The organism is Acinetobacter sp. YH12112, assembly GCF_013418945.1.
Lineage (GTDB): Bacteria > Pseudomonadota > Gammaproteobacteria > Pseudomonadales > Moraxellaceae > Acinetobacter > Acinetobacter indicus.
In genome coordinates this window covers 1-2,205 of sequence record NZ_VPBA01000080.1, presented here as the reverse complement: position 1 = coordinate 2,205, position 2,205 = coordinate 1, and the positions used below count along the sequence as shown (strand labels likewise).

The window sequence follows — 2,205 nt, the reverse complement described above, 5'->3', positions numbered from 1 at the left end:
GGATCCAGCCCATTCAGCTTTGCTGACTGGATTAATGTCATAATATTGGCTGCTCGCTGACCGCTGCGCAGCGAACCTGCAAATAACCAGTTCTTACGTCCCAACGCCCAGGGGCGCATCTGGTTTTCCACCCAGTTATTGCAAATTGGTAGATTGCCATCATCCAGATAGCGGCTTAAAGCTGGCCAACGCTTCAGAGTGTAATTGATCGCCTTGGCGGTTGGAGAACTCGATGGCACAGTCAGTTGATGTTGGTTGAGCCATTCATACAGTTGTTGCATCACCGGTTGACTATGCTGTTGTCGGTATTCGCGGCGGTGTTCTGCTGTACTATCGGTCTTTTTCCTGAGTTCTGCTTCTATCGCATACAGTTTCTGAATCAGCACTAATGCCTGTTCAGCGACCTGACTTTTCCCGGTCACATGTAGCTCATGGAATTTACGACGCGCATGCGCCATGCAGCCCACCTCAATGACCTGACCTGATTTAAAGCGTGCTTTATAACCGCTGTAATCATCACAGACCAGATGGCCCTGCCAGTCTTTCAGGAACGCTTCAGCATGCTGACCTGAACGACTATCCTGAAAGTCATAGATCACGGCTTGAACTGGATTGTACTGTGTAGTGGCATAGGCCCAGACATAACCTTTCTTCGGTTTTTTATCATTCTCACCCATCCGCATGATGGTGACTGGTGTTTCATCTGCATGCAGTACCCGCTGTTGCAGCACCACCTCTTTTAAAGCATTGGCCAGAGGTTCCAGTTCTACACCGCAGCGACCTATCCAGTCAGATAACGTTGATCTAGAAAGCTCGATTCCCGCCCGCTGATAGATCAGACGTTGACGGTACAGCGGTAAATGATCGGCATACTTCGATACCAGCACATGGCTGAGCAGTTCAGGTGAAGCAATGCCTTTATCAATCACATAGGCGGGCATCGCTTGCTGAGTCAGGGTGTCACACTGATCACAGACCCATTTGCCACGCACATGCTGTTCCTTATAGAACTGTGCCGGTCTGAAATGCAGTTTTTCACTGATATCTTCGCCGATACGACGTAACTGGCAGCCACAACTGCATTGGGTTGATGCAGGTTCATGCTCAATACGGATGGTGTGTAGATGATCCGGCAGCAGTCGACGTTTAGGTTTATTTGCTTTGGCTTTGTGTGTCGCTGCATCGGTTTTATCTGCATTCAGCCGCTCCAGTTCCAGATCGACTGCTGCGATATCTTCTTCGACCGCCTCATCCCACAGATGGATTTGTTTTGCGGTGAGATGTTCGTTTTTACTGCCGAATTTGTGCTGTTTAAACAGCGCCAGTTCATGCTCGTATTTTTGATTGAGAATAGAAAGATGCTGAACTTTAGAATCTAATTGCTGATTGGTGACTTCAAGATGTTGAACTTTGGCATCTAATTGTTGATTTGATACTTCCAGATGTTGAACTTGAGCATCTAATTGTTGTTTATCTTCTGCGAGTTGTTGATGCTGCAGCGCTAACTGTCTGGTGAATTCCAGCAGTTGTTCATGGGTCAGTTGGCTTAAGTCAGGCAGCGTATTCATGACCGCAGTATGCCTGAGGTCATGAGAAGAATGAAATAGAACGTTTGGAGAATAGCAGAATAGCCGAGCTTGGTTTAGAGCATCGTCACCACCTGCTGTCGTCCAATGCGCTGCCAGGGCAAACCCTGGATTAATGCCTGTAACTGTTCCGGGCTGAGGGCCACGGTTTCACCTTGGTGAACCTGCGCCCAGTGGAATTTTCCCTGTTCCAGCCGCCTGGCACACAGCCAGATGCCCAGTCCATCATGTACCAGCACTTTCATGCGATGGCCACGTTTATTACAGAACAGGTAAGCACAATGCGGTTTGATTGAGCCAAAGGCTCTCACCACCTGAGCCATGATAGTATCCATCCCTGCTCGCATATCCAGAGGTTGGGTAGAAAGCCAGATTTCATCAATGCGAATCATGTTGCAAGTGCCTTGAGTAATTCTGCTAAAGCAGATATTTCTGATACTTGCCATTTCAAGCCAATTTCTACTTTTGAGTGGGGTAAAGTAATTTGAACCATTAACATGTCAGTAGGAGTAGGATCTAATGGTGCAGAGCAAGATAAGGCAATAAATGCAGGTTTATTCGGTAGTGGTGAGCGATCATTCCCTGGCTTACCATCAATTAAGCGAATCCATTTGGATAC

2 protein-coding genes and 1 pseudogene are annotated in these 2,205 nt (G+C 47.5%); all 3 read right to left on the bottom strand.

Annotated features, from left to right (window positions below; translation table 11 throughout):
- On the bottom strand, positions 1–1,568 hold a 1,568-nt coding region (locus FTU50_RS15080), incomplete at its 3' end, for an IS66 family transposase (RefSeq protein ID WP_180069870.1).
- A gap of 74 nt (positions 1,569–1,642) precedes the next feature.
- Positions 1,643–1,978: an IS66 family insertion sequence element accessory protein TnpB gene (tnpB, locus tag FTU50_RS15075; protein ID WP_180047444.1), complete on the bottom strand. Its 336-nt coding sequence runs from the start codon at positions 1,976–1,978 to the stop codon at positions 1,643–1,645.
- Positions 1,975–2,205 (bottom strand): annotated as a pseudogene (locus FTU50_RS15070) (IS66 family insertion sequence element accessory protein TnpB); the annotation flags it as partial. The gene tnpB and the pseudogene FTU50_RS15070, both read right to left, overlap by 4 nt.

What these genes read in the sequence shown, in the direction of transcription:
- tnpB (WP_180047444.1), bottom strand. Translation starts at nt 1,978, where the DNA reads ATGATTCGCATTGATGAAATCTGGCTTTCTACCCAACCTCTGGATATG.